Raw genomic sequence first — 26,001 nt, forward strand, 5'->3', positions numbered from 1 at the left:
CATCACTTCTTGGGTTTGCCTTTCACCGGCGCCGCCACTTCCTGCAGCGGATTGGCGGAGTTTGCATCCACGAGCTGCACATAGATCTCGTCATCCTTGATCATGCCCAGCTCATAGCGGGCGCGCTCTTCGATTGCGCCCTTGCCTTCCTTCAGATCGCTGATTTCCGAAGCCAGCTTCTCGTTGCGCTTTCTGAGGTCGTCGTTATGGCGTTGCGCGGCGAAGACCTGCTGGTCCAGGTCCCAGACATGCAACCAGCCTCCCTTGCCCAGCCACAGCGGAAACTGAACCAGCACCAGCAGCGCTGTGAGACAAAGAAGGATGAGGCGCATGGCATTACCAGCAGGAAACGAAATTAGCGCAGATTATAGAACGCTTCGCGACCCGGATAGCTGGCGATATCGCCCAAATCTTCCTCGATACGCAGCAACTGGTTGTATTTCGCCATCCGATCCGAGCGCGACATCGAGCCGGTCTTGATCTGCAGCGCATTGGTGCCCACCGCGATGTCGGCAATCGTGCTGTCCTCGGTCTCGCCGGAACGGTGCGAGATCACCGCGGTGTAGCCGGCGCGCTTGGCCATTTCGATGGCAGCAAAGGTCTCGGTCAGGGTGCCGATCTGGTTGATCTTGATCAGGATGGAATTGGCGATGTTCTTCTGGATGCCTTCCTTCAGGATCTTGGTGTTGGTGACGAACAGGTCGTCGCCCACCAGCTGGATCTTGCCGCCCAGGGTCTTGGTCAGCGTGGCCCAGCCGTCCCAGTCGTTCTCGGCCATGCCGTCCTCGATCGAGATGATCGGATACTTGTCGCACCAGGTCGCCAGCAGGTTGGTGAAGTCGGACGAAGACAGCGTCAGGCCTTCGCCATCGAGGCGATACTTGCCATCCTTGTAGAACTCGGACGCGGCGCAGTCCAGGCCCAGCGCGATCTGGGTGCCCGGCTCGTAGCCGGCCTGCTCGATCGCCTGCAGGATCAGCTTGATCGCGGCTTCATGATTGGCCACGGACGGCGCGAAACCGCCTTCGTCGCCAACCGCGGTGGTCAGGCGGTTGTCATGCAGGATCTTCTTCAGCGTGTGGAACACCTCGGCGCCGTAGCGGATCGCTTCGCGGAAGCTGGGCGCGCCGACCGGGATGATCATGAATTCCTGCAGGTCGAGGTTGTTGTCGGCATGCGCGCCGCCGTTGATGACGTTCATCATCGGCACCGGCATCTGCATCGCGCCGGAACCGCCGAAGTAGCGGTACAGCGGCAGGCCGGCTTCCTCGGCAGCGGCCTTGGCCACCGCCATCGACACCGCCAGCGTCGCGTTGGCACCGAGACGGGCCTTGTTGTCGGTGCCGTCGAGGTCGATCAGGGTGCGGTCCAGGAAGGCCTGCTCATTCGCATCCAGGCCCATGATTGCTTCGGAGATTTCGGTATTGATGTTCTCGCAGGCCTTGAGCACGCCCTTGCCGAAGTAGCGGCTCTTGTCGCCGTCGCGCAGCTCGATCGCCTCACGCGAACCGGTGGAGGCGCCCGACGGCACCGCGGCGCGGCCCATCACGCCGGATTCCAGCAGCACGTCGCATTCCACGGTCGGGTTGCCACGGGAATCGATCACTTCGCGGCCGATGATATCTACGATTGCACTCATTCAACTCTCTCCAGACAGATCAAAAATGGTGGCGGCGGACCACGGCAGGCCCGCCCTGCTTACTGTTATGCGAAGCCGTTTTCGAGGAAGCCGGCGCGCTTGACCACGGCATCGAGGTCTTTCAACGTGGCCAGCAATTCCTTCATGCGGCCCAGCGGCACGGCGTTGGGGCCGTCGGACTTGGCTTCGGCGGGATTCGGATGGGTTTCCATGAACAGTCCGGCGATGCCGACCGCGACCGCGGCGCGCGCCAGCACCGGCACGAATTCGCGCTGGCCACCCGAGCTGCTGCCCTGCCCGCCCGGCAATTGCACCGAGTGGGTGGCGTCGAACACCACCGGGCAACCGGTCTCGCGCATGATCGCCAGCGAGCGCATGTCGGACACCAGGTTGTTGTAGCCGAAGGAAACGCCGCGCTCGCAGGCCATGAAATTGTCTTCCGGCAGGCCGGCCTCGCGGGCTGCGGCGCGCGCCTTGTCGATCACGTTCTTCATGTCGTGCGGCGCAAGGAACTGGCCCTTCTTGATGTTCACCGGCTTGCCCGAACGGCCGCAGGCGGCGATGAAATCGGTCTGCCGGCACAGGAAGGCCGGCGTCTGCAGCACGTCGACAACGGATGCCACCGGCGCGATCTCATCGACTTCATGGATATCGGTCAGCACCGGCACGGCGATGGTCCGCTTCACCTCGGCCAGGATATCCAGGCCGGTTTCCATGCCCAGCCCGCGGAAGGACGTGCCGGACGAGCGGTTCGCCTTGTCGAAGGACGACTTGTAGATGAACGGAATGCCGAGCGCGGCGGTGATTTCCTTCAGTTCGCCGGCGGTGTCGAGCGCCATCTGGCGCGACTCGATCACGCACGGGCCGGCGATCAGGAAAAAGGGCTGATCCAGCCCGACGTCGAAACCGCAGAGTTTCATGCCGCCTTCCTCTCGGAGACTTGCTGATGATGCGCCAGCGCGGCGCGGATGAAGGAAATGAACAGCGGATGGCCGTCGCGCGGCGTGGACTTGAACTCGGGGTGATATTGCACGCCCATGTACCACGGATGCGCATTCTCGCCGTTGCGCGGCAATTCCATGATCTCGCACAGGTGCTCGTTCGGGGTGCGCGCGGCGACGATCAGGCCGGCTTCCTCGACGCGGTGCAGATAATGGTTGTTCGCTTCATAGCGATGGCGATGACGCTCGGTGACCACCGCGCCATAGATTTCGGAGGCCAGCGTGCCCGGCTTGACTTCGCAGGTCTGCGCGCCCAGGCGCATCGTGCCGCCGAGGTCGGAATTGGCATCGCGCTTCTCGACCTTGCCGTCGTGGTTCTGCCACTCGGTGATCAGGGCCACCACCGGGTTCTCGGTCTCGGGATCGAACTCGGTCGAATTGGCCTGCTTCAGGCCGGCCTTGTTGCGCGCGTACTCGATCAGCGCGACCTGCATGCCCAGGCAGATGCCGAGGTAAGGCACCCCGCTCTCGCGCGCATAACGCGCGGCGGCGATCTTGCCTTCCACGCCGCGCTTGCCGAAGCCGCCCGGCACCAGGATCGCGTCGTACTTCTTCAGCATGTCGGTGCCGCGCGCCTCGATTTCCTCGGAGTCGACGTATTCGATGTTGACCCGGCTCTCGGTATGGATGCCGGCATGGCGCAGCGCCTCGGTCAGCGACTTGTAGGACTCGGTCAGATCGACATACTTGCCCACCATGCCGATCGTCACCTGCTGCTTCGGGTTTTCCAGCGCATGCACCAGACGCGTCCACATCGACAGGTCAGCCGGCTTCGGCGACAGGCCGAGGCGCTCGCAGACGATCGCGTCCAGCCCCTGGTCGTGCAGCATCTGCGGAATCTTGTAGATGGTGTCGGCGTCCCATACCGAGATCACCGCGTCTTCCTGCACGTTCGAGAACAGCGAGATCTTCGCGCGCTCGTCGTCGGGAATCTGGCGGTCGGCGCGGCACAGGAGAGCGTCCGGGAAAATGCCGATCTCGCGCAGCTTTTGCACGCTGTGCTGCGTCGGCTTGGTCTTCAGCTCGCCAGCGGAGGCGAGGAAAGGCACCAGCGTCAGGTGCACGAAAGCCGAGGAATTGCGGCCCACGCGCAGCGCCAGTTGCCGCGCCGCTTCGAGGAAGGGCAGCGATTCGATGTCGCCGACGGTGCCGCCGATCTCGACGATCGCCACTTCATAGCCGTCCGCGCCGCGCTGTATGTATTCCTGGATTTCATTGGTGATGTGCGGAATCACCTGCACCGTCTTGCCCAGATATTCGCCGCGGCGCTCCTTGCGGATCACGGATTCATAGATCTGGCCGGTGGTGAAGTTGTTCACCTTCTTCATCTTCGCGGAGATGAAGCGCTCGTAGTGCCCGAGGTCGAGGTCGGTTTCGGCGCCGTCATCGGTGACGAACACTTCGCCGTGCTGGAACGGGCTCATCGTGCCGGGATCGACGTTGATGTAGGGATCGAGCTTGAGCAGGGTGACTTTGAGGCCGCGGGATTCGAGGATCGCAGCCAGGGATGCAGCGGCGATTCCCTTGCCCAGGGAAGATACGACGCCGCCAGTGACGAATACGAATTTGGTCATTACGGAAAGTGTGCCGGACGGCACTTGCGGGAAATGCGAATTATAGCGCAATCGGTTTGGCGGTCTGGCGCTTCGGGAGAGTCCTTTGATTGCCGCCAACCAAGTGAGACCGGCAGGCACTTCTCCGGTCGGCTTCATTCCTGCCAGTATCTTTTCCGCAGCATTCGCCAGGCTTCCGCCTTCAACTTACCATCAAAGCGCATCAGCACCGCACCATCCGAATCCGAGCGCATCCTCCGTATCCCCTGCTCCGCATAACGCTCGAACACTTCCGGCTTCGGATGCCGATAACGATTCCTGTACCCGACCTGGAATATCGCCACTTCCGGCGCCACCGCATCCAGGAATGCCTTTGTGGATGACGTGCCGCTGCCATGATGCGGCGCCAGCAGCACCGTAGCCTTCAGCTTCTCCGGCATCGTCACCAGCAGCAGCGCCTCCTGCGGCGCTTCGATGTCGCCCGGCAGCAGCAGGGACTGTGCGCCATAGCTGACCTTCAGCGTGCAACTGTGCGCATTCGTTTTCCAGATGCCGTCGGCATACAGCCCGGCGGGAGGATGCAGCATCTCGAAGCGCACGCCATCCCATTCCCAGACTTGCCCGGCCAGGCAGCGACGATGCTGCGGCGACGCGCGCACGATGGCATGGCCGGGCTCCAGCGAGGTTGCCACCCAACCTACCTTCATTTCCTCCAGCACCGATAGCGCGCCGCCGGAATGATCGGCGTCGCTATGCGACACCACTATCGCGTCAAGGGCCGCGATGCCGCGCGCGCGCAGATACGGCAGGATCACCCGCCCTCCGGCATCCGATTCCGGTGAATACACCGGCCCGGTGTCGTACAGCAATCGATGATGCCGGGTCTCGATCAGCACCGCATTGCCCTGACCGACGTCGAAGGCGATCGCATCGAAACCCTGACGCGGCGCACTTGGGTGATTGAGCAGCAGCGGCATCCAGGTCGCGATGCCCAGCCAGCGCGCCGGCCAGCCACGCGGCGCGAGCAGCCAGATCGTGCCCAACAGCGCCAGCAGGAACATCCAGGCGGTCGGCAAGGGCGTAGACCATACCGCCGGCGGCAGCGCGGACAGCCAAGCAAGCGCGCGCGCAAGGCACTCGACCAGCCAGTGGGCGGCAAGCAACGTCCATTGCGACAACGGCGCCGGCAGGACGCTGCCGGCCAAGGACAGCGGCGTGACGATAAAGCTCACCAGCGGAATCGCCACCGCATTGGCCAGCGGACTCACCAGCGACACCTGGCCGAACAGCAGCAGCGTCAGCGGTACCAGCCCGACCGTCACCGCGTACTGGGTGCGGCAGGCGCCATGCATGGCCCGTTTCCACCTGCCGATGCGCGTGTCGGCAGGTGTCGGCCTGCCCCTGCCCGTGCCGGCATACAGCAGCATTGCCACCGCACCGAAGGACAACCAGAAGCCCGGCCACAGCACTGCCCAGGGGTCGAGCAGCAGCACCACGAACAGCGCCGCGCACAGCAGTTGCAACACGCCGAGCATGCGCCCGGACCACAGCGCCATGGCAACCGTGGAGATCATGTACAGCGTGCGCTGCGCCGGCACGCCGAAGCCGGCCAACAGCACGTAGACGAACGCCGTGAGCGCGCCGGCTGCTGCTGCCGCTTTCTGGGCCGGCAGCAGCAGCGGCAATTGCGCAGCGGTGAAGAAAGAACATCGCCACAAGGCATTGATCAGTGCCGCGACCATGCCGGCCACCATCGTGATATGCAGGCCCGAGATCGATACCAGATGGCCGATGCCGGTGCGGTTGAATACCTTCCAGTCCGATTGCGCGATGTCGCGCTGGTCGCCGATGACCAGCGCCACGATTACGCCGGCATAGGGCTTGTCGCGCAATGCCGCTTCGATGCGCTCGCGCAGCCAGCCGCGACAGCGCTCGACGACGGTTCCAAATCCTGGAACGAATGCGGCGAGGCGCCGGTTGCCGTCGCCATCGCGCACCGTGCCGGTGGCGCGCAGGTTTTGCTGCAGCAGCCAGACTTCATAGTCGAAGCCTTCGGGATTGGCATTGCCATGCGGACGACGCAGGCGCAGCGTGAATTGCCAGCGCTCGCCGGGCTCGAGCTTCGGCGCGCCCTGCCCGGCTGCAGCATCGCGCGGGTCGTACCAGCCCAGTGCCAGCCGGGGCGGCAAGCTTACAGGCGCGCCGCCGGCATCGCGTGCCGCTTCGACCGTGAAGTTGAAGCGCTGCCCACCATCGAAGCGAGATGGCAGGTTGTCGATGACGCCGGTAACGACGAGGTCCCGGCCTTCGAGATCGGCAGGCAGCGACACAGCAAGATGATGATGCGCGAACAGTGCAGCCCAGGCGAAGCCGAGGATGGCGCCGCAAAGCGCGCGCAACACAAGGCGGCAGGCGTTTGCCATGTCGAAGCCTGTCCCCTCCGCCGCTGCATCTGCCCGTTCGCCGTAAGTAGCCTGCGCAGCAGACGTATCGAAGAGCCAGCTCGCATCGGGATGCGCTTCGATACGGCCGCTGTGCGGCCTGCTCAGGGCGAACGGAGTGCGTGAATCTTCATGTGAGAACCGAGCCAACACGATGCGCAAAGCAGCCAAGCGCAGCCCAAACCCGCAAAGCACTACACCAATCAGGCACAGGCCCAGAAGCAGCAAGGCGCCAGGCAGTTCCGCGCGCGTCTGCAGCCAGCCCACGCCAGCGGCGAAGCCAAGCACGAGCGCGCGCACGGCGCGGGATCAGGCAGGCATGCGCAGCCGCGGCAATGCGGCCTGCGCATTCGCGGTCGTGATCCGGGCAATCTCATCGACCGGCATGCCTCGCAGCTCGGCCAGCGCCGCGCCGATGCGCGGCAATGCTTCAGGAGTATTGCGTTGTGGATGCAGCCACACCGGCGAGATGTCCGGCGCATCGGTTTCCAGCACCAGCGCATCATTGGGCACCGTGCTTGCCAGCCGGCGTATCTGCAGGGCGCGCGGAAAGGTCATCGCGCCGCCGAAGCCCAGGCGAAAGCCCATGCCGATGAAGGTTTCGGCCTGCTGGAAGCTGCCGTTGAACGCATGCGCGATGCCGCCGGGCACGCTGATGCGGCGCAGGTATTTCAGGATGATGTCCTGTGAGCGCCGCACATGCAGCAGCACCGGCAGATCGAAGTCGCGCGCGAGTTTCAACTGCTCGACATAGAAATGCTCCTGCTTGTCGCGCATCGCCGGCTCGCGCAAGAGCGGGATGAAGAAGTCCAGGCCGATCTCACCGATCGCGATGAAGTTCGGATCGGCCATCGCCGCTTCGACCGCACGGCGCAAGGCAAGCAGGTCTTCTTCATTCGACTGCGGCACGAAGATCGGATGGATGCCGAGCGCATAACGGCAATTCGCCTTGCGCCGCGCCATGTCGCTCACGGCGCCGAAATTGAACGGCGCCACTGCCGGGATCACAATGCCTTCCACGCCTTCCCGCGCCGCGCTATCGGCGATCGCGTCGGCGGCGTCGCCGAATTCGCTGGCATCGAGATGGCAGTGGGTGTCAATCCACATAGGGTTGCAATCCCTCGTCGGACAGGCGCAGCACGCGGTCGCAATGGCGCGCGAGTTCGATGTCGTGCGTGACGATGACGAACGCAGTGCCAAGCGTGTGCGACAGCTCGAGCATCAAGTCAAAAGTCAGCTGCGCGGTATGGCGGTCCAGGTTGCCAGTGGGCTCGTCGGCCAGCACGCAAGCCGGCTGCGTCACCAGCGCCCGCGCCAGCGCCACCCGCTGCCGTTCGCCGCCGGACAGCTCGCCCGGCACATGCGATACCCGCTTGCCCAGCCCGACCCGTTCCAGGATCGCGCGCGCCGCTTCCTGCGCCTGGCTGCGCGGCACGCGCCGGATCAGCAGCGGCATCGCCACATTGTCCAGCGCCGAAAATTCAGGCAGCAGATGGTGGAACTGGTAGACGAAGCCGAGCGAGTGGTTACGCAGTTCGCCACGGGCGCGCTCGTTCAGGCTGTCGAAGTCACGGCCGAGCAGGCTGACATGCCCTTCGCTCGGCGTATCGAGTCCGCCGAGCAAATGCAGCAGGGTCGACTTGCCCGAGCCCGAGGCGCCGACGATGGCCACCCGCTCGCCCTTGTAGGCATCGAAATCGATGCCGGACAGCACCGTCACCGCATACTTGCCCTGGGTATAGGTCTTGCCGAGACCGCGGCAGGAGAGCACGGTTTCACTGTTCATCGTTGCATTCATGATTGCGCCGCCTCATTCATACCGCAGCGCTTCGGCCGGCTTCACGCGCGCGGCGCGCCAGCTCGGGTAGATCGTCGCCAGGAAAGCCAGCACCACCGCGACGCTGCCGATGGTGGTCACGTCATGCCAGCGCAGATCGGATGGCAATGCCGAGATCAGGTAGATGTCGCGCGGCAGGAATTGCACATGCAGCAGGTGCTCGATGAAGGGCACGATCACATCGATGTTCAGCGCGACCAGCACGCCCAGGCCGACGCCGATCGCGGTGCCGAACAGGCCCACCAGCGCGCCCTGGATCATGAAGATCTTCATGATCGAGCCGGGCGAGGAACCGAGCGTGCGCAGGATGGCGATGTCGGCCTGCTTGTCGGTCACCGTCATCACCAGCGTCGACACCAGGTTGAAGGCCGCCACCGCGATGATCAGCGTCAGGATGATGAACATCATGCGTTTCTCGGTCTTCACCGCGGCGAACCAGTTGCGGTTCTGCTTGGACCAGTCGCTGATGATCAGATTGCCGCTCAACTGCTGCGACAACTGCTCGGCCACCTCCGGCGCGCGCTCCATGTCGGCGATGCGCAGGCGCAGGCCGGAAGGCGCGTCGATGCGAAACATGCGCTCGGCATCCTCCATGTGCATGAAGGCCAGCGTGGAATCGAATTCATAATGGCCGGCCGAGAAGATGCCGCCAACGGTGAACTGCTTCAGGCGCGGGATCACGCCGGCCGGCGTTACCTGTCCCTGCGGCACGATCAGCGTGACCTTGTCGCCGACATCCACGCCGAGCGCGCGCGCCAGTTCGGTGCCGAGCACGACGTTGAACTCGCCGCTTTTCAAGGAATCGAAGCTGCCGCGCACGACCTGCGACGCCACGTCCGACACCTTCGGTTCCTGCTGCGGCAGCACGCCGCGGATCACCACGCCGCGCACGGTGTCGCCGCGCGTGAGCATGCCCTGGCCGGCGACATAGGGCGCCGCGCCGCGCACCTCGGGGTTCGTGAAGGCTTCGCGCGCGGTGCGTTCCCAGTCGGGCATCGCGCCGGTCGCGTCATAGATCTCGATATGCGACAGCACTGACAGCATGCGGTCGCGCACTTCCTTCTGGAAGCCGTTCATCACCGACAGCACCACGATCAGCGCGGCCACGCCAAGGGCGATGCCGGCCATCGAGATCAGCGAGATGAAGGAAATGAAACTGTTGCGGGCGCTGCGCTTGCCGGCGCGGGTATAGCGCAGGCCGACCAGCCATTCAAATGGCAAGTTGCGGATGAAACTCAAACAAGGCTCCTGGGGTGAATGCGGCGGCGGGCTTGCCGGGGGACACGTTCGCAATCCCGGAATACGGATCGCGACAAGTCCCGAAGTTTGCCATAGCGGCAAAACAATGTCAGGAAATCGCGCAAGCCGGGCGTCAACACTTCCGTGTCGCCGGCCCGGAGCACCCGGCTTTCCCCTACAATCCCGGCATGCCACGACTCGACATCCTGCTTCCCTTCAGCCTGCCCTCCCCCGACCATGCCGCCGACCTGATGCGCGCGCTCGATCTGCCTTCGGTTGCGCTGCTGGCTGCGCGCGGCCGCGTGCAGTCGAGCTCGCCGCGCGATGCCTTTGCCCGCGCCTTGCCGCATGAAGCCTGGCTGGCGCAGCGTTTCGGTCTCGCGCGCGGACTCGACGCCGGCGGCAGCCCGCCAGCCGCGCCGGCAGCGATGGCGGCGCTGGGCCTGGCCGATCCGGGACGGTGGTTCCTGCTGCAGCCAGCGCATTTGCACGTGGCGCGCGACCACCTGGTGCTGACCGACTGGCGCAATCTGCGCATCGATGGCGCCGAGTCGCAGGCGCTGTTCGCCGCTGCCGAAGCGGCCTGCGCGGCGCAGGGCCATGCGCTGCGCTATGGCGACGAGCGCACCTGGTTCCTGCGCGCCGACGACTGGACCGGACTGAAGACCTCGACCATGGATGCCGCCTGCGGCCACAACATCGATATCTGGATGCCGAAAGGCACGGGCGAACGCGCCTGGCGCAAGCTGCAGAACGAGATACAGATGGAATGGCACATGCATGCCGTGAACGAGGCGCGCGGTGGGCAGCCGATCAATACGGTATGGCTGTGGGGCGGCGGACTGTGCGGCGAGGATTTGCCGGTCTCGCCCTACTCCGCGACGTATGGCGCTTCGGGCTGGACCGCGTATCTCGATGCGAGCGCGCAGCCGGTCAACGCGGAACACGTCATCGCCGATGCGCCGCAATACGGCCTTGTCATCATCGATGCCTTGTCCGCGCCGGCGCTGGCTGGCGACTGGTCCGCATGGCTGGCAGCCTGGCGCGACATCGAAAGCACCCTGCTCGCGCCGCTGGTGGCCGCGCTGCGCGAAGGCCGCTTCGATGGCATCAACCTCCTGCTCGCCGATGGCGAGCGCCTGCTTGACATCGCCGCCAGCCGCGCCTCGCTGCGCAAGTTCTGGATCCGTCCCTCGCTCGCCGCACTCGCACCCGTTCCCTCCGCATCATGACCCGCATCGCTGTCCGCCCCTATTCCTTCCGTCATGCCGAGATGCTGCGTCAGCATGGCGTGCATCCGGTGCTGGCGCGCCTGTTCGCCGCGCGCGGCTTGACCGACGTATCCGAGCTGTCTTCGGAATTCGCGGCGCTGGTGCCGCCCTCGGGCCTGAAGCATGTCGATGCCGCCGCGAGCTTTCTCGCCGACGCGATCGCCGCCGGCAAGCGCTTTTCCATCGTCGCCGATTACGATTGCGACGGCGCCACGGCCTGCGCCGTGGCACTGCGCGGCCTGCGCGCGATGGGCGCGAGCATCCATTACATCGTGCCGAACCGCTTTGAATACGGCTATGGCCTCACGCCCGAGATCGTCGAGCTGACGGTACGAGAACAATCGCCGGACATCATCATCACCGTAGACAACGGCATCGCCAGCATCGATGGCGTAGCCGAAGCAAACCGGCGCGGCATCGAAGTGCTCGTCACCGACCATCACCTGCCCGGCGAGCGCCTGCCCGATGCGCGTGTGATCGTCAATCCGAACCAGCCTGCCTGCGGCTTCCCGAGCAAGAACCTGGCGGGCGTGGGCGTGATGTTCTACGTCCTGCTGGCCCTGCGCGCAGAGCTGCGCCGGCGCGGCGTGTTCACTGCCGAGAACCAGCCGCGGCTGGATGCGCTGCTCGACCTGGTCGCGCTGGGCACCGTGGCCGATGTGGTTCGGCTGGATGCGAACAACCGCGTGCTGGTGGCGCAAGGCATCAAGCGCATGCGCGCCGGTCGCATGCAGCCCGGCATCGCGGCGCTGTTCCGCGTAGCCGGGCGCGAAGCGCGGCGCGCCAGTCCCTTCGATCTCGGCTTCGCGCTCGGGCCGCGCCTGAACGCTGCGGGCCGGCTGGCCGACATGTCGCTTGGTATCGAGTGCCTGGTCACCGACGATCCCGGTCGCGCCTGGGCCATCGCGCAGGAGCTGGACGCGATCAACCGCGAGCGCAGGACCATCGAGTCCGGCATGCAGGACGCAGCGCTGGCCGCGCTCGATGCATTCGACCCGAGCGGCAAGGCCACGATCAGCATCTACGATGAAACCTGGCACCAGGGCGTGATCGGCATCGTTGCCTCGAAGCTGAAGGAAAAGTTCTACCGGCCGACCATCACCTTCGCGCCGGCCGGCGATGGTTTGATCAAGGGCTCGGGACGATCGATCGAGGGCTTTCATCTGCGCGATGCGCTGGACCTGGTGTCCAAGGGCGCGCCGACGCTGATCCAGAAATTCGGCGGCCATGCAATGGCGGCAGGCCTGACCATCGAAGCCGAACGCATGGAAGGCTTCGCGCGCGCCTTCGAGGAAGTTGGCCGCAGCTGGCTCACCGACAGCCAGCTCGAGCGCGTGGTGGAAACCGATGGTCCGCTCGAGGATGCCTACTTCTCGACGCGGTTCATCGACATGCTCGACAGCCAGGTCTGGGGCCAAGGCTTTGCGCCGCCATTGTTCCTTGATGAGTTCCGCGTCATCAGCCAGCGTGTGCTGAAGGACAGGCACCTGAAGCTGCTGCTGGAAAAGAACGGCAGCCGCTACGACGCGATCTGGTTCAATCACGCCGCTGGCTTGCCGGATCGGGTCAACGTGGCTTACCGCCTCGATGCAAATGAGTACAACGGCGTGACGCGGGTGCAGATGATCGTCGAGCATGCGGAAGGTGCGTAGCGCGGCCAACAAGTCGCCTGATCAAAAAAGACCGGCAATTCCCCTTCCCGTGCCCAAGGGCAAGGAAATGCCCTCCTCCCCCTCGGTTATAATCCCCCGTTTTTACCGCACGAGATTCGAACCATGGAAGCAGAACGCCTGAACTCTCTGTCGGCCTTGCTGGCCGACCTCACCACCCGGGAAGCTGAACTTCGGAGGTATCTTTGACTTCGATCTGAAGTCCGAGAAACTCGAGCAGGTCAACCAGGAACTCGAAGACCCCACCGTCTGGAACGACCAGAAGCGCGCGCTGGCACTGGGCCAGGAAAAGAAGGCGCTCGAAGGCGTGGTCCACTCCCTCACTGAAATCGATGCCGGACTGCGCGACGCGCGCGATCTGTTCGACATGGCGCGCGAGGAAAACGACGACGACACGCTGCAGGCCATCGAGACCGATGCCGCGGCGCTGCATGAGAAAGTCGAAGCGCTGGAATTCCGGCGCATGTTCTCCAACCCGATGGACCCCAACAACTGCTTCATCGATATTCAGGCCGGCGCTGGCGGCACCGAGGCGCAGGACTGGGCATCGATGCTGCTGCGCCAGTACCTGCGCTATTGCGAGCGCAAGGGCTTCAAGGTCGAGGTGATGGAAGAGTCCGAAGGTGAAGTCGCCGGCATCAAGACCGCGACGCTGAAGGTCGAGGGCGAATATGCCTACGGCTTCCTGCGCACCGAGACCGGCGTGCACCGCCTGGTGCGCAAGTCGCCGTTCGACTCGGCCGGCGGCCGCCATACCTCGTTCGCCAGCGTGTTCGTCTATCCCGAGGTCGATGAATCGATCGACATCGAAGTCAATCCGGCCGATGTGCGCGTCGATACCTACCGCGCTTCCGGCGCCGGTGGCCAGCACATCAACAAGACCGATTCCGCGGTGCGCCTGACCCATGCGCCTTCGGGCATCGTGGTGCAGTGCCAGAACGACCGCAGTCAGCATCGCAACCGCGCCGAAGCCTGGGAAATGCTGAAGTCGCGCCTGTACGAGCTCGAACTGAGGAAGCGCATGGCCGAGCAGCAGAAGCTGGAAGACTCGAAGACCGATGTCGGCTGGGGCCACCAGATCCGCTCGTACGTGCTGGACCAGTCGCGCATCAAGGACTTGCGCACCAACCACGAGACCGGCAACACCAAGGCAGTGCTCGACGGCGACCTCGACGCCTTCATCGCCGCCTCCCTGAAACAAGGCGTGTAACAACGAATCCGCATGATGACCGACAACTATTCCGCGCTGACCGAAGAAAAAGACGAGAACTCCATCATCGCCGAGCGTCGCGCCAAGCTGGCCGCCTTGCGCGAACAGGGTGTGGCCTTCCCCAACGATTTCCGTCCGCGCCACCAGGCCGCGGCGCTGCAGGCCGAATACGGCGACACCGAGCGCGAAGCGCTGGAAGCGCAAGCGGTGCAGGTTTGCGTCGCCGGCCGCATGATGTTGAAGCGCGTGATGGGCAAGGCCTCGTTTGCCACCATCCAGGACGCTTCCGGCCCGCGCGCCGACGGCCGCATCCAGCTCTACATCAGCAATGAGCTTACCGGCGAAGCCGCGCATGAAGCCTTCAAGCATTACGACATGGGCGACATCCTCGGCGCCGAGGGCACGCTGTTCAAGACCAAGACCGGCGAACTGTCGGTCAAGGTGACGACGCTGCGACTCATCACCAAGTCGCTGCGGCCGTTGCCGGACAAATTCCATGGCCTGTCGGACCAGGAAACCAAGTACCGCCAGCGCTACGTCGACCTGATCACCAGCGAGGAAACCCGCCGCACCTTCCGTGCCCGCACCGCGGCGATGAACTCGATCCGCCGCTTCATGGCCGACAGCGGCTTCATGGAAGTCGAGACGCCAATGCTGCATCCGATTCCCGGCGGCGCGGCGGCCAAGCCTTTCATTACGCATCACAATGCGCTGGACATGGAAATGTTCCTGCGCATCGCGCCCGAGCTGTATCTGAAGCGCCTCCTGGTCGGCGGCTTCGACCGGGTGTTCGAGGTGAACCGCAACTTCCGCAACGAAGGCGTGTCGCCGCGGCACAATCCCGAGTTCACGATGATGGAGTTCTACGCCGCCTACGTCGATTACAAGTGGCTAATGGACTTCACCGAAGCAGTGATCCGCCAGGCGGCGGTCGATGCGCACGGCACCGCGCAGCTGAGTTACCAGGGTCGCGAGCTGGACCTGTCCAAACCCTTCCACCGCATGACCATCGTGCAGGCGATCAACAAGTACGCGCCGCACTACACCGAGGCGCAACTGAACGACGCCGCGTTCCTGAAGGCCGAGCTGCAGGGCAAGTTCGGCGTGAAACCGCACGTGATCTCTGGCCTGGGCGCGCTGCAACTGGCGCTGTTCGAGGAAACCGCCGAATCGCAATTGTGGGAGCCGACCTACATCATCGATTACCCGGTCGAGGTCTCGCCGCTGGCGCGCGCCTCCGATACGGTGTCTGGCATCACCGAGCGTTTTGAGCTGTTCATCACCGGCCGCGAGATCGCCAACGGCTTCTCCGAGCTGAATGATCCGGAAGACCAGGCCGCGCGCTTCCAGGCGCAGGTGGCAGCCAAGGATGCCGGCGACGAAGAAGCCATGTACTTCGACGCCGACTACATCCGCGCGCTTGAATACGGCATGCCCCCGGCCGGCGGCTGCGGCATCGGCATCGATCGCCTGATGATGCTGATCACCGACTCGCCGAACATACGCGACGTGATCCTGTTTCCGCATCTGCGGCGCGAGGAGTAAGTTCCAGGCAGTCCTGAAAATGCCTTCTTCATGTCATGTGAAGAAGGCATTTTCATTTCGGCCGGCATATCGACGCCGATCGGGAAAGCGCGGACATTGCTGCAATCGGCTCCATGCCCGTAAGCGGAGCGTTGAGCGCCTCAGTGTGCTCCGAGAGCCTTGTTGATCAAGTCCAGGGCGTCTTCGTTGAGCTTACGGGTCTTTACCGCTGGTGCGGCATTGTTGCCCGCGTACTTCGTCACCATCACCTCGTGGGCCTCCGCAAACTTCTTCAACAAGGTTTTCTTGTTCGGAATCCGCTGTCCGTCTTCCGGCGCAGGAAAGTCAACGCCACGATGGAAGTCATCCAGCAGCTTGCTGGTATTCCTGTATGTCTTTTCCGAATCGCGTATTTTTTTCTCGATGTTCGACACCTTCGCTTCCGGAACACCGACGTCGCCAACGATAGCCCCTTTTACCGTGTCAGGGCGCTGGATGAAGGCATCGATCGCGCCGAAGCAATTCCGCATGGTGTCGGCGCGGTGCCCGTCGCCTGCCTTGAAGAACCCGTGACCGCCCTGTTGCGGAATGATGATCCGGGCATCGCCGCCCGCATCGTTGATCTTCGCAAAGGCCTCTACGCTTTGGCTTACCGGGACCTGCTTGTCATCGGTGGCGTGAATGAACAGGCAGGACATCTCGCGCGGCAGCTTGTCGAGCCGATAGAACGGGGAAAAACGCTCATTCAAGGATTGATCGATCAGGGGATTGTTCGTCACCGTCATCCGATCAGCTTCAGCCACCTCGTCCTTGAAGCCCGCATGCCGCCTTTCGAATTCGGTAACGAGTTTCTGCTCGAAACCGAGCAATGATGTCGCCGACTGATCATTGAAGTGACTGGCGTCTGCAAACAGGCGTGTCTGCGCGGAATCCAGATTTGCGGCGATGAAAACCGCCTGTTTGAAGAATTGGCGCTCCTCTTCGCTCAAGCTTTCATCCGTCAGGAAGCTGGCGAGCTGAAATCCTCCCCAGCTATGCGCGACAACACAGACGTCCTTGCCCTGCATGTCGGGACGTTCCCGCAGGCAACGGACAATCGCCTTGAGATCCCTCACGTAATTCTGCGTATGACTGTTGGACGTCTCGCTCAGTCCAGGCTTGCCGCTGCCGGCAATCTCCGGCGCCACCAGCGTGCAGCCATGTCCGACGAACCAGTCAGTGACCGGCTGGAAGCCCTGGTCATAGGCAAGGCCTGGTCCTCCATGCAGAAACATCACCACCTTATTGCTGTTCTGCGTCATCGGAGAACTGAAAATTTGCATCGAGACATGGTTTTCCAATTCGACGGTTTCCGTATGCACCGGAATTGCCGAAGCCTGCATGGCCATGGAAGCGGGAACCGTCGCGGAAGTCGGCGCGGGCTGCGGCTGCTGCATCGGCTGCAGCGGGATTTCCGGAGGCAGGCTGGATCGTGCAGCTTCCTGCATTTGCGCAAGCTGCGCTGCTTGCAGTGCCAAATCGGTCGCGGGAGTTTCATCCCTGTTGGAGTCGGTTGGCAGCGTGCCATAAGCATGCACCTGCCTCGGGCTTGCTGGTATTCCATTCATCATTGGTCCCCTTCGGTGATTGACTCGAGAGCGCTCAGCATGCTCAGCACGTTCTCTCAGGGACTGAAAAACAAAAATCCCCCTAGAGTTCACTAGGGGGATTTGTGCGATAAACGGAATATCAGTTCATTTAAAGCTCATCGCGCCTCGTCGATCCACGCCATCTGTATCGCTTCGAGGATGCGCTCGCCCGAGCGGTTTGGATCGTCGTCAAAGTCTTCCAGCTCGCACACCCAGCGATGCAGATCGGTGAAGCGCACCGTCATCGGGTCGACATCCGGATGCTTTTCATACAGCTCCTCGGCAATGCGCAGGGTATCGGTCCATTTCATGATCACGCTCTCAGTCAGTGGTTTTCGCGGGCATGGTTGATGGTGTATTTCGGTATTTCGACCACCAGGTCTTCGTCGCTGACGATGGCCTGGCAGGACAGGCGCGAAGTCGCTTCCAGGCCCCATGCCATGTCGAGCAAATCTTCTTCCTTCTCTTCCGGCTCGGGTAGCGAGTCGTAGCCTTCGCGCACGATCACGTGGCAGGTGGTGCAGGCGCAGGATTTTTCGCAGGCATGCTCGATCTCGATATCGTTCTCGAGCAGCGCATCGCAGACCGATTTACCGGCCGGCGCTTCGATCACGACGCCTTCGGGGCACAGCGTGGGATGGGGTAATACGACGATTTGGGGCACGGCGGTTCCTTTCCTTGTATCCGTTCTTGCGAGGCTTACGCGATTTCGTCCAGCTTCTTGCCGGCCAGCGCGGCGCGCACGCTGCGGTCCATGCGGCGCGCGGCGAATTCCTCGGTGCCGTGCGCGAGCGCATCGATCGCTTCCTTGATGGCCTGGTGATCCTGCCCTTGCGCGACCTGGCGCAAGGCGTTCATCAGCGCATCGACCTCGGCGCGCTCGGCATCTGACAACAGCTGCGCATCGGCATCCAGCGCCGATTGCGTCGCCAGCAGGATGCGCTCGGCTTCGACCTGCTCTTCGCGCAGCGCGCGCTGCTTCATGTCCTCATCGGCCGCGCTGAAGGAATCCTGCAGCATGCGCGCGATGTCGTCGTCGCCCAGGCCATACGAAGGCTTGACCGTGATCGAGGATTCCACACCCGAGGTCAGCTCGCGCGCCGACACCGACAGGAGGCCATCGGCATCGACCTGATAAGTCACGCGGATGCGCGCCGCGCCGGCGGCCATCGGCGGAATGCCGCGCAGCTCGAAGCGCGCCAGCGAGCGGCAATCCGATACCAGCTCGCGTTCGCCCTGCACTACGTGGACCGCCATCGCGGTCTGGCCATCCTTGAAGGTGGTGAATTCCTGCGCGCGCGCGCAGGGAATCGTCGAGTTGCGCGGAATGACCTTTTCAGCCAGGCCGCCCATGGTCTCGATGCCCAGTGACAGCGGGATCACGTCCAGCAGCAGCCAGTCGTCGCCCGGCGCACGATTGCCCGCGAGCAGATTGGCCTGGATCGCCGCGCCCAGCGCCACCACCTTGTCCGGATCGATATTGGCCAGCGGCATGGTCTTGAAGAATTCGCCGACCGCCTTTCTCACATGCGGCATGCGCGTCGCGCCGCCGACCAGTACCACGCCATCGACATCCTCGGGCGCGAGACCGGCGTCGCGCAAGGCCTTGCGGCACGGGGTGATCGTCTTGGCTACCAGGTTTTGGGTAATCTGCGAGAAGGTCGCTGCGGAGAGCGTGAGATGCACTTCCTCGCCCGAGCCGAGCACCGCGTCGATATGGGTTTCCGAATTGGTCGACAGCAGTTCCTTTGCTTCGCGCGCCTTGACCATCAGGACACGGGTATCCGAGTCCGACAGCGGCGACAGCCGCGACTGCTCGATGATCCAGCAGAACACGCGGTGGTCGAAGTCGTCGCCGCCGAGCGCGGAATCGCCGCCGGTGGCCAGCACTTCGAACACGCCGCGGGTCAGCTTCAGGACAGAGATGTCGAAGGTGCCGCCGCCGAGATCGAAGACCGCGTAGATGCCTTCCGAGCCATGGTCCAGGCCATAGGCGATGGCTGCCGCGGTCGGCTCGTTCAAGAGGCGCAGCACATTCAGGCCGGCAAGCTTGGCCGCATCCTTGGTTGCCTGGCGCTGCGCATCGTCGAAATAGGCCGGCACCGTGATTACTGCGCCGACCAGATCATCGCCAAGCACATCCTCGGCGCGCTGGCGCAGCGTGGCCAGAATCTCGGCCGACACCTCCACCGGCGACTTCACGCCGGCGACGGTTTTCAGTTGCACCATGCCGGGCGCATCGACGAAGTCATAGGGCAGGTTCTCGACATAGGCGATGTCCTTCAGCCCGCGGCCCATGAAGCGCTTGACCGACACAATGGTGTTCTTCGGATCGGTGGTCTGTTCGGCGCGCGCCTTGTAACCGATATGCGCGTAGCCATTCGGCAGGTAACGCACGATGGATGGCAATAGCGGCCGGCCTTCCTCGTCGTCCAGCACTTCGGGAATGCTGTTGCGCACGGTCGCGACCAGCGAGTTGGTGGTGCCGAGGTCGATGCCCACCGCCAGCCGATGCTGGTGCGGCGCGGTCGACATGCCGGGTTCTGCAATTTGGAGCAATGCCATGATGATTCTTTCGAGTCTTTCAATCGGTCAGGCGTTCGAATGCGGCGCCAACTTCATCGCCGAATTTTTCCAGGAACATCAGCCGGCGCACGCCCTGCCCGGCCGCTTCAAAGTTGCCAGCGTCGAGCAGCGAGCGGATTTGCTCAATCTGTTCGCGGCGGCCGGCGTCGAGTTCATCCTCGAGCCTCTCAAGCGCGCTCATGTCCTTCTCGTCCAGCGCCTCTTCCAGGGCTTCGCGCCACTCCATCTGCTGCATCAGGAAAGCCGGCGGCATCGCGGTGTTGGACTCGATGCCGAGGTCCACGCCATGCAGCTCGCACAGATAGATCGCGCGCTTCAATGGGTTCTTCAGCGTGCGGTAGGCCTCGTTGGCGCGCGTGGCCCATTGCATGGCGACGCGCTTTTCGGCATCGGAGGCAGCGGCGAAACGGTCCGGGTGCACCTGGTTCTGCACTTCGCGATACGCCTCGTCCAGCGCCTTGAGGTCAACGTCGAAGCGCTCGGGCAGGTGGAACAGCTCGAAGTGGTTTTGCATGATCGCCTAAAGCAAAGGCCTGTCCATACTTCAACAGGCCTGCGGGAATACGTGGCGGGCCGCATGGGCCCGCCGTATCGTCATCGATTCAGATGCGGAAGCTTTCGCCGCAGCCGCACTCATCCTTGACGTTCGGGTTGTAGAACTTGAAGCCTTCGTTCAGGCCTTCGCGCGCAAAGTCGAGCTCGGTGCCATCGATGTACGGCAGGCTCTTCGGATCGACGAACACCTTCACGCCATGCGACTCGAACACCTGGTCTTCGGCGCCCGGCTCATCCACATACTCGAGCTTATAGGCCAGGCCCGAGCAGCCGGTGGTGCGCACGCCGAAGCGCAGGCCGACGCCCTTGCCGCGCCGGGTGATGTAGCGCGACACATGCCGCGCCGCCTTTTCCGTCAATGTGATTGCCATGTCCTTGCACCTCTTTCGTCTTGCTGCGCGGGATCGTCCGCGCCTGTGCCTGTCTTACGCGCTGTGCTTGGCCTTGTAGTCCTGCACGGCAGCCTTGATCGCATCCTCGGCCAGGATCGAGCAGTGGATCTTGACCGGGGGCAGCGCCAGCTCTTCGGCGATCTGGGTGTTCTTGATCGCCATCGCTTCGTCCAGCGTCTTGCCCTTGACCCACTCGGTCACCAGCGATGACGACGCAATCGCCGAGCCGCAACCGTAGGTCTTGAATTTCGCGTCTTCGATCACGCCGTTCTCGCCGACCTTGATCTGCAGTTTCATCACGTCGCCGCAGGCCGGCGCGCCGACCATGCCGGTGCCTACCGTTTCGTCGCCCTTCTCGAAGGCGCCGACGTTGCGCGGGTTCTCGTAGTGGTCCAGTACCTTGTCCGAATAAGCCATGTCTATGCTCCTTGTATGCGGTATTGCGTAATCAGTGTGCAGCCCATTGGATCGAATTGATGTCGATCCCTTCCTTGTACATGTCCCACAGCGGCGACAGTTCGCGCAGCTTGGCCACCTTGTCCTTGATGAGCTGGATGGTGAAGTCCACGTCTTCCTCGGTGGTGAAGCGGCCGAAGGTGAAACGGATTGAGCTGTGCGCCAGTTCATCGCTGCGACCCAGCGCCCGCAGCACATAAGATGGTTCCAGGCTGGCCGAAGTACAAGCCGAGCCGGACGACACCGCGATGTCCTTGATCGCCATGATCAGCGACTCGCCCTCGACATAGTTGAAGCTCACGTTCAGGTTGTGCGGCACGCGATGCTCCATGTCGCCGTTCACATAGACTTCCTCGATCTCGGTCAGGCCCTTGGCCAGGCGGTCACGCAGCGCCTTGATGCGCCCGAGCTCGCTGTCCATCTCTTCCCTGGCGATGCGGAAGGCTTCGCCCATGCCGACGATCTGGTGCACCGGCAGCGTGCCGGAACGCAGGCCGCGCTCGTGTCCGCCGCCATGCATCTGCGCTTCGATGCGCACGCGCGGCTTGCGACGCACGTACAGCGCGCCTATGCCTTTCGGGCCATAGGTCTTGTGCGCGGTGAAGGTCATCAGGTCGACCTTGGTCTTGGCCAGGTCGATGTGCACCTTGCCGGTGGCCTGCGCGGCGTCGGAGTGGAAAATGATGCCCTTCTTGCGGCACAGCTCGCCGATTTCATCGATGGGCTGGATCACGCCGATCTCGTTGTTGACCAGCATGACCGACACCAGAATCGTGTCCGGGCGGATCGCTTCCTCGAGCTGCTCGATGGTGATCAGGCCATTGTCCTGCGGCTGCAGGTAGGTGGCTTCGAAGCCCTGGCGCTCGAGTTCGCGCACCGTGTCCAGCACTGCCTTGTGCTCGGTCTTCACGGTGATGATGTGCTTGCCCTTGGTCTTGTAGAAATGCGCGGCGCCCTTCAGCGCCAGGTTGTTGCCCTCGGTCGCGCCCGAGGTCCAGATGATTTCGCGCGGATCGGCATTGACCAGCGCTGCCACCTGCTCGCGCGCCTGCTCGACCGCCTGCTCGGCGCTCCAGCCGTACATGTGGCTGCGCGATGCCGGGTTGCCGAACTGCTCGCGCAGGTAGGGAATCATCTTGTCGGCTACGCGCGGATCGATCGGCGTGGTCGCCGAATAGTCCATGTAGATCGGAAAGTGCGGCGCTTTCAGGGTGTCGATCAGGCTTTTGGTCAGAGGGGCATTCATCTCAATTTCACTCCATAGTTTCAGGCGGCAGCGTGGCGGTGCACGACGACGACATTCTGTTCATTCATGCGCTGACGCTGCTGGTCGACCAGGTCCTTCAAGGTGACCGAGTCCAGGTAATCGACCATCTTGGCGTTCAGCGTGGCCCACAAATCGTGCGTCATGCAGCGCGCGCCGGTCTCGTGGGTCTGGCCATGGCAGTTTTCCTTGCCGCCGCACTGCGTCGCATCCAGCGGCTCGTCGACGGCGATGATGATGTCGGCCACGGTCACTTCTTCCGGACGGCGCGCCAGGTGGTAGCCGCCGCCGGGTCCGCGCACCGATTCGACGATCTCGTGGCGACGCAGCTTGCCAAACAGTTGTTCCAGGTAAGACAGCGAAATCTCCTGGCGCTGGCTGATGCCGGCCAGAGTCACCGGCCCCTTGTCCTGGCGCAGCGCGAGGTCAATCATCGCGGTCACGGCAAAACGGCCCTTGGTGGTCAGACGCATTCATACACTCCAGTTGCAGGACAGCAGAAAAAAACAATCCCGAAGAATTTGGTCAAGTATATCAAATTCCGACTAAATTTGTCAGGTATTAGTTCGGTCACCGCATCTTTAATCTGCGAAATTGACCAGCGACAAGTTACTTCGCGGCGGCTTGCCCACCCTGTGAGCGTTGCAGCAAGTGCATCGGCCCGAACACCGCCTGCATGCCCGGGTTGTCGATGAAGGAAAGGTTGTAAGGGTGCTCGGAAATCGCCTTCGGAAACAAACCGTTGGCCGGCACGCCGTTCAGCAACTCGGCGGCCTTGCCCCATAACACCAGCGTTGCCAGCTTTGCATTTTTTGACGCCGCATGCGAGGCCAGCGCATCGAGCACTGCCTGTAGCAAGGGTTGCCAAGCGCGCGCTTCCTTCAGCGGCGGCACATGCGAACGAAACACCAGCGTGGCGTTCAGCAGCAGAAAGCCATGCCGCAGCAGGTTGTCCTGCAATTCCTCACGCGTGCCGATGAGATCTGACGCCGGCGCCTGCGCTTCGGCCGCGATGTGCTGCAGCGCATCGCCGCTGGTATGGCCCTTCTTCAAACGGCCGTCCGCCACCAGCAGCATCTTCATGAAGTTGCGCAGTGAAGTCGCGCGGTTGACCGCTTTCGACAAGCCCTTTTCCGACCACAGTGCATCGACCGCGCCATCCATGAAGCAATAGCCGGTTGCACTCGCCTCGCGCGGATAAGGCCCTTCGCCGACCAGCACATAACGCACTCGATCGAGCGGCTGGCTGAAGGCTGCGAACATGCGGCCGCGCTTGGGCAGGTAGTCGTCTGAGGCAAGCTCAGGCAAATAGGAGGAATTGGCTGCCGCCACTGCTTCCAGGCCGGCGCGCAATACCGGCTGCCAGGAGGCGTCGGCGAGCGCGAGCTGATCGAGGATGGAAGCCGGGATGTTGGCGGACATGGCGAGTTTGGCAATGAAAGGCTGGGATTGTACGTGTTTCACGAATTTCTCGCCGACGCCGACACGATGCCTGCGCCAGGCGCGGCCGCGCACAAAAAAGAGGCTCCGGACGAAGCGGAGCCTTCTTGCGAAACCACGGCAACGGGCCGTGGAAAAGCCTTACTTCCCGAGTATCGACGTGATGTTGTCTGCGCCCGGCGCGCCGAAAGCCTGTTCCTTCAGCGTATGCAGCTGATCGCGCACCTTGGCTGCCTTCTCGAAATCCAGGTTCTTCGCATGGTCGAGCATCAGTTTTTCCAGCCGCTTGATCTCCTTGCTGATCTGCTTCTCGCTCATGTCGACATACTTGGCCTGCTCTTCGGCCACCTGCACTTCCAGGCGCGCCTCGTGCGGGTTGTAGACGCCGTCGATCAGTTCGCGGATCTCCTTCTTGATGCCCATCGGCGTGATGCCGTTGGCCTCGTTGAACGCGATCTGCTTGGCGCGGCGGCGCTCGGTCTCGCCGATGGCGCGGCGCATCGAGTCGGTCACGACGTCGCCGTACAGGATCGCCATGCCGTTCAGGTTGCGCGCTGCGCGGCCTATGGTCTGGATCAGGCTGCGCTCGGAACGCAGGAAGCCTTCCTTGTCCGCATCCAGGATCGCCACCAGTGACACTTCCGGGATATCGAGGCCTTCGCGCAGCAGGTTAATGCCGATCAGCACGTCGAAGGTGCCGATGCGCAAATCGCGGATGATCTCCACGCGCTCGACAGTGTCGATATCGCTATGCAGATAGCGCACCTTGATGCCGTTGTCGCCAAGGAACTCGGTCAGCTGCTCGGCCATGCGCTTGGTCAGCGTGGTCACCAGCACCCGCTCGTTCTTTTTGACCCGCTCGGTGATCTCCGACATCAGGTCGTCGACCTGGGTGCTGGCCGGACGCACGCTGATGGTCGGGTCGACCAGGCCGGTCGGGCGCACCACCTGCTCCACCACCTGATCGGCATGCTGGTTTTCGTAATCCGAAGGGGTTGCCGACACGAACACGGTCTGGCGCATCTTTCCTTCGAATTCGTCGAAGCGCAGCGGCCGGTTGTCCAGCGCCGACGGCAGGCGGAAGCCGTAATCGACGAGGTTCGTCTTGCGCGCGCGGTCGCCGTTGTACATGCCGGAGAACTGGCCGATCAGCACATGCGATTCATCGAGGAACATCAGCGCATCCTGCGGCAGATAGTCGACCAGCGTCGGCGGCGGTTCGCCCGGCTTGGCGCCGGACAGATGGCGGGAATAGTTTTCGATGCCCTTGGTGAAGCCGATTTCCTGCATCATTTCCAGGTCGAAGCGGGTGCGCTGCTCCAGCCGCTGCTCTTCGATCAGCTTGTTTTCCTTGCGGAAGAATTCCAGCCGGTCGCGCAGCTCTTCCTTGATGCTTTCGATCGCGCGCAGCACGGTAGCGCGCGGCGTCACGTAATGCGAGCCCGGATACACGGTGAAGCGCGGTATCTTCTGCCGCACGCGGCCAGTCAGCGGGTCGAACAACTGCAGGCTTTCGATCTCGTCGTCGAAGGTCTCGACGCGGATCGCCAACTCCGCGTGTTCCGCCGGGAAGATGTCGACGGTATCGCCGCGCACGCGGAAGGTGCCGCGGGCGAAGTCCATTTCATTGCGGGTGTACTGCATCTGGATCAGGCGCGCGATCAGGTCGCGCTGGCTGACCTTGTCCTTGGCGCGCAGCGTCAGGATCATCTGGTGGTATTCGTTCGGATTACCGATACCGTAGATCGCCGACACCGTCGCCACGATCACCACGTCGCGCCGCTCCATCAGCGACTTGGTCGCCGACAGGCGCATCTGCTCGATGTGCTCGTTGACCGAGGAATCCTTCTCGATGAAGAGATCGCGCTGCGGCACATAGGCTTCGGGCTGATAGTAGTCGTAGTAGCTGACGAAGTACTCCACCGCATTGTGCGGGAAGAATTCGCGGAACTCGCTGTACAGCTGCGCCGCCAATGTCTTGTTGGGCGCGAACACGATCGCCGGACGGCCCAGGCGGGCGATCGTGTTGGCCATCGTGTAGGTCTTGCCGGAACCGGTCACGCCGAGCAGGGTCTGGTAATACAGACCGTCCTCGACGCCCTCGACCAGCTTGTCGATCGCGACCGGCTGGTCGCCCGCCGGCGGAAACGGCTGGTACAGCTTGAAGGAGGAATTGGGAAAAGTGACGAACTTCGACTCGTCGATAGTGCTGGTAACTTCGGATAATTCAGCCATGGATAAACGGACCTTTGGTAGAATGCCCGGCTGCATCAACGCAAGACGAAACCACTCTCC

Annotated in this window: 23 protein-coding genes; 4 read left to right on the forward strand and 19 right to left on the reverse strand. The window is 63.0% G+C overall.

All coding sequences use genetic code 11. The features are described from left to right. Window positions 1–2: 2 nt before the first annotated feature. From ftsB to JJB74_RS00345, 8 genes are all read right to left on the reverse strand, one after another. A complete protein-coding gene (gene ftsB, locus JJB74_RS00310) occupies window positions 3–332 on the reverse strand; it encodes a cell division protein FtsB (RefSeq protein WP_200589501.1) in 330 nt (109 codons plus the stop codon). Window positions 333–355: 23 nt separating this feature from the next. After that, a complete protein-coding gene (eno, locus tag JJB74_RS00315) occupies window positions 356–1,639 on the reverse strand; it encodes a phosphopyruvate hydratase (RefSeq protein WP_200589503.1) in 1,284 nt (427 codons plus the stop codon). A 65-nt stretch (window positions 1,640–1,704) separates the two neighbouring features. Beyond that, entirely contained in the window at window positions 1,705–2,559 is an 855-nt protein-coding gene (gene kdsA / locus JJB74_RS00320) for a 3-deoxy-8-phosphooctulonate synthase (RefSeq protein ID WP_200589505.1), read from the reverse strand. Further along, window positions 2,556–4,214: a CTP synthase gene (locus JJB74_RS00325; protein WP_200589507.1), complete on the reverse strand. Its 1,659-nt coding sequence runs from the start codon at window positions 4,212–4,214 to the stop codon at window positions 2,556–2,558. Before JJB74_RS00325 ends, kdsA begins: the two co-directional genes overlap by 4 nt. A gap of 134 nt (window positions 4,215–4,348) precedes the next feature. Next, entirely contained in the window at window positions 4,349–6,934 is a 2,586-nt protein-coding gene (locus JJB74_RS00330) for a DNA internalization-related competence protein ComEC/Rec2 (RefSeq protein ID WP_325170064.1), read from the reverse strand. Window positions 6,935–6,943: 9 nt separating this feature from the next. Next, window positions 6,944–7,741 (reverse strand): TatD family hydrolase, encoded by a 798-nt coding sequence (locus tag JJB74_RS00335; protein ID WP_200589509.1) that lies wholly within the window; start codon window positions 7,739–7,741, stop codon window positions 6,944–6,946. Continuing rightward, the gene (gene lolD / locus JJB74_RS00340; protein WP_200589511.1) at window positions 7,731–8,432 is read right to left on the reverse strand and encodes a lipoprotein-releasing ABC transporter ATP-binding protein LolD; all 702 of its coding nucleotides are present in this window, start codon (window positions 8,430–8,432) and stop codon (window positions 7,731–7,733) included. Before lolD ends, JJB74_RS00335 begins: the two co-directional genes overlap by 11 nt. A gap of 12 nt (window positions 8,433–8,444) precedes the next feature. After that, window positions 8,445–9,710, reverse strand: a complete 1,266-nt coding sequence (locus tag JJB74_RS00345; protein WP_200589513.1) for a lipoprotein-releasing ABC transporter permease subunit — start codon at window positions 9,708–9,710, stop codon at window positions 8,445–8,447. A 188-nt stretch (window positions 9,711–9,898) separates the two neighbouring features. On the opposite strand from JJB74_RS00345, the gene JJB74_RS00350 reads away from it, so the two are divergent. The 4 genes from JJB74_RS00350 to lysS all read left to right on the forward strand — a co-directional run bounded on the left by JJB74_RS00350 (window position 9,899) and on the right by lysS (window position 15,406). Continuing rightward, the gene (locus tag JJB74_RS00350) at window positions 9,899–10,942 is read left to right on the forward strand and encodes a hypothetical protein (protein ID WP_200589515.1); all 1,044 of its coding nucleotides are present in this window, start codon (window positions 9,899–9,901) and stop codon (window positions 10,940–10,942) included. After that, window positions 10,939–12,633: a single-stranded-DNA-specific exonuclease RecJ gene (gene recJ / locus JJB74_RS00355; RefSeq protein WP_200589517.1), complete on the forward strand. Its 1,695-nt coding sequence runs from the start codon at window positions 10,939–10,941 to the stop codon at window positions 12,631–12,633. The genes JJB74_RS00350 and recJ overlap by 4 nt, the downstream gene beginning before the upstream one ends. 123 nt (window positions 12,634–12,756) lie before the next feature. Continuing rightward, a protein-coding gene (gene prfB / locus JJB74_RS00360) for a peptide chain release factor 2 (RefSeq protein ID WP_200589519.1) occupies window positions 12,757–13,861 on the forward strand; the annotation gives its coding sequence in 2 pieces (ribosomal slippage) (window positions 12,757–12,837 and window positions 12,839–13,861; 1,104 coding nt in all). Window positions 13,862–13,873: 12 nt separating this feature from the next. After that, window positions 13,874–15,406 carry a lysine--tRNA ligase gene (gene lysS / locus JJB74_RS00365; protein WP_200589521.1) on the forward strand — a complete coding sequence of 511 codons (1,533 nt, stop codon included), beginning with the start codon at window positions 13,874–13,876 and terminating at the stop codon, window positions 15,404–15,406. A 140-nt stretch (window positions 15,407–15,546) separates the two neighbouring features. On the opposite strand, the gene JJB74_RS00370 is transcribed toward lysS, so the two are convergent. The 11 genes from JJB74_RS00370 to uvrB form a co-directional block, all read right to left on the reverse strand. Continuing rightward, on the reverse strand, window positions 15,547–16,995 hold the full coding sequence (locus tag JJB74_RS00370) for an alpha/beta hydrolase family protein (protein ID WP_200589522.1): 1,449 nt from the start codon (window positions 16,993–16,995) through the stop codon (window positions 15,547–15,549). A gap of 134 nt (window positions 16,996–17,129) precedes the next feature. After that, a complete protein-coding gene (iscX, locus tag JJB74_RS00375; RefSeq protein WP_200589523.1) occupies window positions 17,130–17,324 on the reverse strand; it encodes a Fe-S cluster assembly protein IscX in 195 nt (64 codons plus the stop codon). A 14-nt stretch (window positions 17,325–17,338) separates the two neighbouring features. Further along, entirely contained in the window at window positions 17,339–17,677 is a 339-nt protein-coding gene (fdx, locus tag JJB74_RS00380; RefSeq protein ID WP_200589524.1) for an ISC system 2Fe-2S type ferredoxin, read from the reverse strand. A 35-nt stretch (window positions 17,678–17,712) separates the two neighbouring features. After that, window positions 17,713–19,578 carry a Fe-S protein assembly chaperone HscA gene (gene hscA, locus JJB74_RS00385; RefSeq protein WP_200589525.1) on the reverse strand — a complete coding sequence of 622 codons (1,866 nt, stop codon included), beginning with the start codon at window positions 19,576–19,578 and terminating at the stop codon, window positions 17,713–17,715. A gap of 19 nt (window positions 19,579–19,597) precedes the next feature. Further along, complete coding sequence (hscB, locus tag JJB74_RS00390; protein WP_200589526.1) at window positions 19,598–20,113, reverse strand: Fe-S protein assembly co-chaperone HscB; 516 nt, start codon at window positions 20,111–20,113, stop codon at window positions 19,598–19,600. Between the two features lie 88 nt (window positions 20,114–20,201). Beyond that, window positions 20,202–20,525 carry an iron-sulfur cluster assembly protein IscA gene (gene iscA / locus JJB74_RS00395; protein ID WP_200589527.1) on the reverse strand — a complete coding sequence of 108 codons (324 nt, stop codon included), beginning with the start codon at window positions 20,523–20,525 and terminating at the stop codon, window positions 20,202–20,204. 54 nt (window positions 20,526–20,579) lie between these two features. Continuing rightward, on the reverse strand, window positions 20,580–20,963 hold the full coding sequence (gene iscU, locus JJB74_RS00400; protein WP_200589528.1) for a Fe-S cluster assembly scaffold IscU: 384 nt from the start codon (window positions 20,961–20,963) through the stop codon (window positions 20,580–20,582). Window positions 20,964–20,994: 31 nt separating this feature from the next. Beyond that, entirely contained in the window at window positions 20,995–22,248 is a 1,254-nt protein-coding gene (locus JJB74_RS00405) for an IscS subfamily cysteine desulfurase (protein ID WP_200589529.1), read from the reverse strand. A 20-nt stretch (window positions 22,249–22,268) separates the two neighbouring features. After that, window positions 22,269–22,739: a Fe-S cluster assembly transcriptional regulator IscR gene (iscR, locus tag JJB74_RS00410; RefSeq protein WP_200589531.1), complete on the reverse strand. Its 471-nt coding sequence runs from the start codon at window positions 22,737–22,739 to the stop codon at window positions 22,269–22,271. A gap of 136 nt (window positions 22,740–22,875) precedes the next feature. Beyond that, window positions 22,876–23,688 (reverse strand): uracil-DNA glycosylase family protein, encoded by an 813-nt coding sequence (locus tag JJB74_RS00415; RefSeq protein WP_200590699.1) that lies wholly within the window; start codon window positions 23,686–23,688, stop codon window positions 22,876–22,878. Between the two features lie 159 nt (window positions 23,689–23,847). Then, a complete protein-coding gene (gene uvrB / locus JJB74_RS00420) occupies window positions 23,848–25,941 on the reverse strand; it encodes an excinuclease ABC subunit UvrB (protein ID WP_200589533.1) in 2,094 nt (697 codons plus the stop codon). Window positions 25,942–26,001 lie beyond the last annotated feature (60 nt).

The sequence above is a fragment of the Noviherbaspirillum pedocola genome (assembly GCF_016632335.1).
Classification (GTDB): Bacteria; Pseudomonadota; Gammaproteobacteria; order Burkholderiales; family Burkholderiaceae_D; genus Noviherbaspirillum_A; species Noviherbaspirillum_A pedocola.